Source organism: Streptomyces longispororuber, from assembly GCF_024448165.1.
Taxonomy (GTDB): Bacteria; Actinomycetota; Actinomycetes; order Streptomycetales; family Streptomycetaceae; genus Streptomyces; species Streptomyces longispororuber_A.
The window spans coordinates 1-7,469 of sequence record NZ_JAMOLN010000332.1; the positions used below are offsets into that span (position 1 = coordinate 1).

At 71.4% G+C, this 7,469-nt stretch carries 8 protein-coding genes and 1 pseudogene; 2 read left to right on the plus strand and 7 right to left on the minus strand.

The annotated features are described in order from the left end of the window. From M4J07_RS45620 to M4J07_RS45635, 4 genes and pseudogenes are all read right to left on the minus strand, one after another. A pseudogene (locus M4J07_RS45620) lies at positions 1-142 on the minus strand (sugar kinase); the annotation flags it as partial. Beyond that, positions 127-1,032 (minus strand): pseudouridine-5'-phosphate glycosidase, encoded by a 906-nt coding sequence (locus tag M4J07_RS45625; RefSeq protein WP_255982868.1) that lies wholly within the window; start codon positions 1,030-1,032, stop codon positions 127-129. The gene M4J07_RS45625 and the pseudogene M4J07_RS45620, both read right to left, overlap by 16 nt. Before the next feature lie 248 nt (positions 1,033-1,280). Continuing rightward, entirely contained in the window at positions 1,281-2,507 is a 1,227-nt protein-coding gene (gene fdhA, locus M4J07_RS45630) for a formaldehyde dehydrogenase, glutathione-independent (protein WP_255982870.1), read from the minus strand. Between the two features lie 163 nt (positions 2,508-2,670). Then, entirely contained in the window at positions 2,671-2,934 is a 264-nt protein-coding gene (locus M4J07_RS45635) for a GlsB/YeaQ/YmgE family stress response membrane protein (RefSeq protein WP_255982872.1), read from the minus strand. 166 nt (positions 2,935-3,100) lie between these two features. Between M4J07_RS45635 and M4J07_RS45640 the strand changes: the two genes are divergently transcribed. Continuing rightward, entirely contained in the window at positions 3,101-3,493 is a 393-nt protein-coding gene (locus M4J07_RS45640) for a cupin domain-containing protein (RefSeq protein WP_255982874.1), read from the plus strand. A 93-nt stretch (positions 3,494-3,586) separates the two neighbouring features. Here M4J07_RS45640 and M4J07_RS45645 read toward each other — a convergent pair whose 3' ends face one another. The 3 genes from M4J07_RS45645 to M4J07_RS45655 all read right to left on the minus strand — a co-directional run bounded on the left by M4J07_RS45645 (position 3,587) and on the right by M4J07_RS45655 (position 6,463). Next, positions 3,587-4,816, minus strand: coding sequence for an MFS transporter (locus tag M4J07_RS45645; protein WP_255982883.1), 1,230 nt, complete (start codon positions 4,814-4,816; stop codon positions 3,587-3,589). A gap of 150 nt (positions 4,817-4,966) precedes the next feature. Continuing rightward, positions 4,967-5,542, minus strand: a complete 576-nt coding sequence (locus M4J07_RS45650; protein ID WP_255982876.1) for a methylated-DNA--[protein]-cysteine S-methyltransferase — start codon at positions 5,540-5,542, stop codon at positions 4,967-4,969. 45 nt (positions 5,543-5,587) lie between these two features. Next, the gene (locus M4J07_RS45655) at positions 5,588-6,463 is read right to left on the minus strand and encodes a glycerophosphodiester phosphodiesterase (protein ID WP_255982879.1); all 876 of its coding nucleotides are present in this window, start codon (positions 6,461-6,463) and stop codon (positions 5,588-5,590) included. Positions 6,464-6,734: 271 nt separating this feature from the next. Between M4J07_RS45655 and M4J07_RS45660 the strand changes: the two genes are divergently transcribed. Continuing rightward, a partial coding sequence (locus M4J07_RS45660; protein WP_255982881.1) for an MHYT domain-containing protein occupies positions 6,735-7,469 on the plus strand: 735 nt, incomplete at its 3' end.

The following is a 7,469-nucleotide window of genomic DNA, read 5'->3' on the forward strand; positions in this document are numbered from 1 at the left end:
CGCCACCCGGCACCGTACGGATCGCCGCCACCGTGTCCGTCCCCGCGGCGAGCGCCCCGCGGTGCCGGGCCACGACATCCGTGACGACGTCGCCGACCACGAGCAGTCCGGAGCCGGCGCCCGGTCTCACGCTCCGGCCCAGGCCGCCGCGATCCGCCCGGCGAGCCGCACGTTCCCCCGCACCGCCGCCAGATTCGCCTCCAGGGACGCGCCGTCGGTGTGCCGCATCAGGTAGTCCAGCAGGAAGGGCGTCACGGCCTGCCCACTGACGCCCTGCCGCTCGCACTCGCGCAGCCCGTCCTCCAGCACGCGCGCGTGCAGCGCAGGCTCCAACTGCTCCGCCTCCGGTACGGGATGGGCGACGATCAGCGCCGACTCGCCCTCGCCCAGGGCGTCCTGAGCCCGCATCACCCGCGCCACCTCAGCGGGCGTGCGCAACGTCCAGTCCACCGGCTCGCCGGAGTCGGCGAGATAGAAGCCGGGGAACCGGTCGGTCCCGTACCCGGCGACCGCCACCCCCAGCGTCTCCAGGCGTTGCAGCGTGGCGGGCACGTCCAGGATCGACTTCACCCCGGCGCACACCACGGTGATCCGTGTCCGCGCGAGCAGCCCCAGATCCGCGGACTCGTCCTGCGTCTGCGTCCAGCCCCGGTGCACCCCGCCGAGCCCGCCCGTCGCGAAGACCCGCACGCCGGCGCCCGCCGCGAGCTGCGCGGTCGCCGAGACCGTCGTGGCGCCGCTCGCCCCCGTCGCCACGGCGAGCGGAAGATCGCGATGACTGAGCTTGCGGATCCCGTCGTCCTTGGCGACCCGCTCCAACTGCTCCTTGTCCAGACCGACATGGGGCTGCCCATCGAGTACGGCGATCGTCGCCGGGACCGCACCCTCCTCCCGCACCGCCTGTTCCAGCTCCAGCGCGACCCGCAGGTTGCGGGGCCGCGGCAGCCCGTGCGCGATGATCGTCGACTCCAGCGCCACCACCGGACGCCCCGCCGCGACCGCGTCCCGAACCTCGTCCGCCACGACCGTCATGCGCTCGCCTCCCGCCAGTCGGAACCTGCCCCTGCGTGCCTGCCGTGCCTGTTGTTCCCGTCGCGCTTGTTGTTCCCGTTGTTCCCGTCGTCCCTGTCATCCCTGGCGGACGCGCGTCGCCCTCAAACACGTCTCAGGACGGACGTCCGGAACTCCGTAGGCGCCGGGACCGAAAAGTGGGTGCCACGCGCGCGTGGCACCCACTTTCCCTGTCCGCCTGCCGGTTCCGCGCCGGCTCACCCGCGGATCTACACCGGCTGTACGCCGCTCAGTGCGCCGTGCGGATCCAGGACGTACTTGCGGCTCGCGCCCTGGTCGAACTCGGCGTAGCCGCGCGGCGCGTCCTCGATGCCGATCACGGTCGCGTTGACGGCCTTCGCGATGTGCACCCTCTCGTGCAGGATCGCCATCATCAGACCCCGGTGATAGGTCATGACGGGGCACTGCCCGGTCGTCAGCCGGTGGCTCTTCGCCCAGCCGAGCCCGAGCCGCACCTTCAGCGTCCCGGTGCGCGCGTCCTGGTCGACACCGCCCGGATCATCGGTGACGTACAGACCGGGAATGCCGAGCGCGCCGCCCGCCGCCGTGAGGCCCATCAGCGAGTTGAGGACGGTCGCGGGCGCCTCCGGGGCGTCCAGGCCGTGCGCGCGGGCCTCGAAGCCCACCGCGTCCACGGCCGCGTCCACCTCGGGCACGCCGAGGATCTCGGCCACCTGGTCCTCGACCGTGCCACGGGTCAGATCGACCGTCTCGCAGCCGAAGCTCCGTGCCTGCGCGAGCCGTTCGGCGTTCAGGTCCCCGACGATCACCACGGCGGCACCCAGCAGCTGCGCCGACGCGGCCGCCGCGAGCCCGACGGGCCCGGCCCCGGCGACGTACACCGTCGACCCGACCTGGGTGCCCGCGGTCACCGCACCGTGGAAGCCGGTCGGGAAGATGTCCGACAGCATGGTCAGATCGAGCAGCTTCTCGCGTGCCTGGTCGGCGTCCGGGAAGCGCAGCACGTTGAAGTCCGCGTACGGGATCATGACGTACTCGGCCTGCCCGCCGACCCAGCCACCCATGTCGACATAGCCATAAGCCGCCCCCGGGCGTGCGGGATTGACGTTCAGGCAGATGCCGGTCTTGCGCTCCTTGCAGTTGCGGCAGCGCCCGCACGCGATGTTGAACGGCACCGAGACGACGTCCCCGACGTCCAGGAACTCGACGTCCGGCCCCTTCTCGACGATCTCGCCGGTGATCTCGTGGCCGAGGACCAGGCCCTCGGGCGCCGTCGTGCGACCGCGCACCATGTGCTGGTCGCTGCCGCAGATGTTGGTGGCGAGCACCTTCAGGATCACGCCGTGCCGACACGTCCGGCCGACGTTCGCGGGCGCCACCCCCGGACCGTCCTTCAGCTCGAGCGTCGGGTGGTCGATGGTCCTGACCTCCACCGCACCCGGCTTGAGATATGCGACTGCCCTGTTTCCGCTCATGCCTGATCGCCGTCCCTTCGGCTCCTCGACCCGTCCACGCGGATGTTCCGGCTGTGCGCACGGCGGAGTCTGCTACCGAATCAGCACTCTGAGGAGCCCTGCCGTACCAGGCCGTTGAAGAAGGAACGGCAGGGGTCGAAGGAACGGGGCGGCCGCAGCCCGCTCAGCGACGCAGCCGGCCGCGGTCGAGAAGTGCCACTCCCAGCGCGGCCAGGCCGATCTGGATCAGCCACTCCGCCCAGTCGACGCCCTTGGTGTCCGCGACGTCGAAGCCCGCCGCGATCGCCGAACCGAGCAGCGCCGCCACGACGCCGACGACGATCGTGGCCAGAATCCCGATGCGCTGCCGCCCGGGCAGCACCAGTCGGCCGAGCACGCCGATCACGACGCCGATCACGATCGCGCTGAATATGCCGGAGATCTCCATGTCCCTACGAACTCCCTGCCTGGGTGGGTGCGTCTTCCGTCTCTGTGTCCGTCTCTGTCCTCTCCGCCTTTCGTCTTCCCCTTGACGAGCCGTCCAGTCGGCGGGGCGCACACACTACGAGCCGTCCAGTGAGAGGAGAGGCGCAGGTCATCTAGGGTGACCGGCCATGACCACGAACGATCTGCCCACCGCCCCCGAGGCACCCGCCCCGCCCGTCGCGTCCTTCGCCGTCCGCATCCCCGACGTCGCACTCGAACCGGAGCCGCTCGACCCCGCCCAGATCGTCTCGGGCAACCCCGAAGTCACCGGCAAGGTGCTGTGGGAGTCCGCCGACGGGAAGCAGCTGCGCGGCATCTGGCAGATCACGCCCGGCGTGGTCACCGACACGGAGGCCGACGAACTGTTCGTGGTCGTCAGCGGCCGCGCCACCGTCGAGGTCGAGGGCGGCGACACGCTGGAGGTCGGGCCCGGCAGCGCCGCCGTGCTGCGCGAGGGCGACCGCACCACGTGGACCGTGCACGAGACGCTGCGCAAGGCCTACCACATCACCCTGAGCTGAACTCGCCTGCCTGCTGCGGCCGCCAGGCCTGCTGCACCCCTGGACCTGCGGTACTCGCCAGGCCCGCAGTACCTGCCAGGCCTGCCCCGATCGCTACGCCTGCTGCGGTCGCGTGGACCGGCGGGTGAACAGGGCCAGCGCGCCCAGTGGCACCAGCAGGCACGCCGCCGCCAGGTTCAGCCACGCGTAGCTCGCCGTCGCCACCACGAGGCCGGCCGTCGCCCCGCCGATGCCCGCCGACAGGCTCGTCGTCAGATCGGACAGGCCCTGCGCGGCGGCCCGCGCGGCCTGCGGCACGGAGTCGGTGAGCAGCGCGGAACCCGCGACGAGACCCGCCGACCAGCCGAGCCCCAGCACGAACAGACCCGCCGCGCTCTGCGCATGGCTCCCACCGGCGGTCCCGGCGAGCAGCGCCGCGCACGCGAGCAGCCCCACCGCGAGACCGATCACCGTGAGCCGCCCGAACCGGTCCGCCAGACGTCCCATCACCGGCGAGAACGCGTACATCCCCGCGATGTGCCCGCTGATGACCAGCCCGATCAACTCGATGCCCGCCCCGTGGTGTTCGAGGTCCACCGGTGTCATCGACATGACCGACACCATCGCGGTGTGCGACACGGCGACCGTCACGAGCGCGAGCCGGGCGCGCGGCGAGGCGGACACGGCCGCGAACCCCGCACGGATGGAGCGCGCCTCGGCCGTCTGCTCCTCCGCGGGCGCCAACTCCCGTGCGGTCAGCAGGGGATCGGGCCGCAGCAGCACGTGCACCACGACCGCGGAGATCAGGAACACCCCGGCCGCCCACACGAACGGCCCCGATTCCTCCGGTATGCCGAGGCCCGCGACGCTGCGTCCCGCGGGCGCCGCTATGTTCGGACCGAGCACGGCGCCGATGGTGGTCGCCCAGACGACGGTCGAGATCGCCCGCGCCCTGCTGCCCGGCTCGGCCAGGTCGGCCGCCGCGTACCGGGCCTGCAGATTGGCGGACGACGCCGCGCCGAACCCCGCGAGTCCGACGAGCAGCAGCGGAAAGTTCCCCGCCGCCGCGGCGACGACGGTCACCACCGCCCCGAGGGTGCCGATCAGATAGGCGAGCACCAGCCCGGCCCGCCGTCCCCGCGCGTTCATGAGCGCGGCCAGCGGCACCGACAGCACCGCGGTCCCCGCGACGCTCGCCGTCGACGCGAGTCCCGACAGGGCCTCGTCCCCGCTGACCTTCTTGGCCAGCACGGCGGCCAGCGCGATCCCCGTCGCGGTGCCGAGCCCGCCGAGTATCTGCGAGGCGACGAGGACGCGCTGCGTCCGCCGCTGCAGCCCCGCCACATCCGCCTCGACCGCCGTGCCCGGTCCGGCGTCCGCGGTCCGTGCGGAGTCCGACGACGAGCTCTCAGGACGGCTCAGACCCCCACTGCCTGTACTCAAGGAACAGCCCCCACCCCGACGAAACAACCATCCGCAAACCCCGGGACCCTCTCAGAACAGCGGCTCGGGCAACACCCCCTCGAGCGCCAGCAGCTTCCGCTTCGTCTCCAGACCGCCCCCGAACCCGCCGATCCCGCCGTCGCTCTCCACGACCCGGTGGCACGGCACCACGACCGGCAGCGGATTCGCCCCCATCGCCATGCCCACGGCCTGCGCCGCCCCCGGCTGACCGACCCGCCCGGCCAGGTCCCCGTACCCCACGACCGCCCCGTACGGCACGCCCGCGGCCAGCTCGCGCAGCACCTGGCGGTTGAACCCGGCGATCAGCGACCAGTCCAGCGGCACGTCGAAGTCACGGCGCCGCCCGGCGAAGTAGTCCGCCAGCTGACGCCCCGCCTCGGCGAGCAGCGGCGCGTCGGGCGCCTCGACCGGCTCGGCCCCGAGACGGGAGCCGAGCCGGTCGAGCGCCTTGTCGCGCACGGCGTCGGTGGCGTGGAAGACCACGTTCACCAGACCTTCGTCCGTCGCGGCCAGCAGCAGCGGTCCGATGCCGCTGCCCACGACGGTCCACACGACGCGCTGCGCCGCGGCGGCCGTGCCGTGCTCGTTCTGCCCAGTGGCGTTCATGCCGACCACGCTACGGCGCGGCACTGACAACGCCCCGGCGCCGGGTCAGCCGGCGAGGGCCGCCCGCACCACGTCCGGGTTGTTGGTGATGATCCCGTCGACCCCGAGCCCGGCCACGCGCTGGGTGTTCACGGCGTCGTTGACGGTCCAGGTGTGCACCTCCAGCGGCTTGCCGTGCGGTCCCTTGAGCGCGTGCACGGCGTTCACGTAGTCCGCGGAGATCGTCGTGTGCGACGGGTTGATCTGGTCGGCGAACGCGGCGTACGCGGGCAGGTCGGCCACGGCCGGCGTGCCCAGGAACCCGGTCGTGATGTCGGACCGCCGCTCGTGCACCGTCCGCACGCTGTCCGCGCTGAAGCTCTGGATGACCAGCCGGTGCTTGACGTGCCCGTTCTTGAGCCAGCCGTCCCTGCCCAGCTGGCGCAGGATCTGATCCTCGATGCCCGGGTACAGCTCGGGAGCCTTGATCTCCAGGAGCAGCTTCTGGTGGTTGTCCTCGACGCGGTCCAGGTACTGGTGCAGCGTCGGAATCCGGGCGCCCGTGAACTCGGCGCCCTTCCAGCTGCCCGCGTCGAGCGTGGCGATCTCGGCGGCCGTGAAGTCCTTCACGTTCCACGGGGCGCGGTCCGGGAAGAGCTGCTCGACGTTCGTGGTGCGCGCCAGGGTGGTGTCGTGGATGACCACGAGCGCGCCGTCCCTGGTGCGCTGGACGTCGTTCTCGACCCAGGCGAAGCCGAGGTCGTCCGCCTTGTCGACGGCTTCCAGCGTGTTCTCGGGGGCGTAGGCGGAGGCTCCGCGGTGCGCGACGACGACGGGTCTGTCGTGGGCGGGTGCGGCTTGTGCGGCAGTGGGCAGGACCAGGACACCGATGACGACGGAACCGGTCACCGAGGCCAGTGCGGCTGCTGCGCGTGCGTACACGTCTGCTCCTCATGCGTCGTGAGATCACTGACCGCACGAGACTGACAGCACAGAGCCAACAGAAGACAGGCGAAGGATGGTCACTGGTTGAACGGAGTTACCCAACCGCGACCGACCCCTGTGCAGATGTCGGGATTCTTTGCTGGAAAATCGTTCGGACGTTCCCGTGTGAGCTTTAATCTCACCTTCGACCGCGACTGCCTCCAGTGGTCGTCGGCAGGGGAACGAGCAGGACATCTCACGGCGTACCAGGGCGGAAGGGCTGCGACACATGCAGGGCACGGTCGACGGCTTCAGTTACGGACTCGTCACCCCCGTGGTGGCGTACCTCATGGCCTGCCTGGGAGGTGCTCTGGGGCTGCGCTGCACCACCAGATCGCTGCTCGTCGCCAACACCTGGCGGGCCGGCTGGCTCGCCCTCGGCTCGGCGGCGATCGGCTCCGGCATCTGGACGATGCACTTCATAGCCATGATGGGCTTCAGCGTGGACGGCGTGCCGATCCACTACGACAAGGCCACCACGTTCGCGAGCCTCGGCGTCGCCATCGTCATGGTCGGCATCGGCGTCTTCATCGTCGGCTACAAGGGAGCGACCGGCCCCGCCCTGTTCACCGGGGGCACCATCACCGGTCTCGGCGTCGCCTCCATGCACTACCTGGGAATGGCCGGTATGCGCCTTCACGGGACGATCGAGTACAACACGTTCACCGTGGGCGCCTCCGTGGTGATCGCCATGGCCGCCGCCACCGCCGCCCTGTGGGCCGCCGTCCAGGTCCGCGGCATCCTGTGGAGCCTCGGCGCGAGCCTGGTCATGGGGCTCGCCGTCTCGGGCATGCACTACATGGGCATGGCCGGCGTCAGTGTCCAGCTGCACGGCGCCACCGGCGGCAACCCGGGCGGATCCTCCGCCGCCGGCATCCTCGCGCCCATGCTCATCGGCCCCCTGTGCTTCCTGCTGCTGGCAGGAGTGGTCGTCATGTTCGACCCGATGATGGTCATGGGCCGC